1 protein-coding gene is annotated in these 252 nt (G+C 42.5%); it reads left to right on the top strand.

Annotated elements, in window-relative coordinates; genetic code table 11:
• The coding region (locus tag AAEZ02_RS23055; protein ID WP_502959618.1) for an arsenate reductase/protein-tyrosine-phosphatase family protein at window positions 1-252 on the top strand (252 nt) is incomplete at both ends.

The following is a 252-nucleotide window of genomic DNA, read 5'->3' as shown; positions in this document are numbered from 1 at the left end:
CGCCAGAGCAAGTCGATGTTCGAACTATTGAGGCTATTACTCGCTTTGGTATTGATGCGGGTGATTTAGTGTCTAAGCACTTGCATACTTTTGCTGGCAAAGACTTCGATTATGTTATTACCCTTTGCGAAAAAGCTAATAATGAATGTCGTAGTTACCCTGGTGCAGGTAAACAATTGGCATGGGATTTCCCTGATCCTAAATCCCGTACAGGTAATCATCCATTTTCAAGCACCATGACCGAGCTTAACA

It is taken from the genome of Shewanella sp. T24-MNA-CIBAN-0130 (genome assembly GCF_040310185.1).
In the GTDB taxonomy this organism is placed as follows: domain Bacteria; phylum Pseudomonadota; class Gammaproteobacteria; order Enterobacterales; family Shewanellaceae; genus Shewanella; species Shewanella psychromarinicola.
This window is presented reverse-complemented; position numbering and strand designations above follow the sequence as displayed.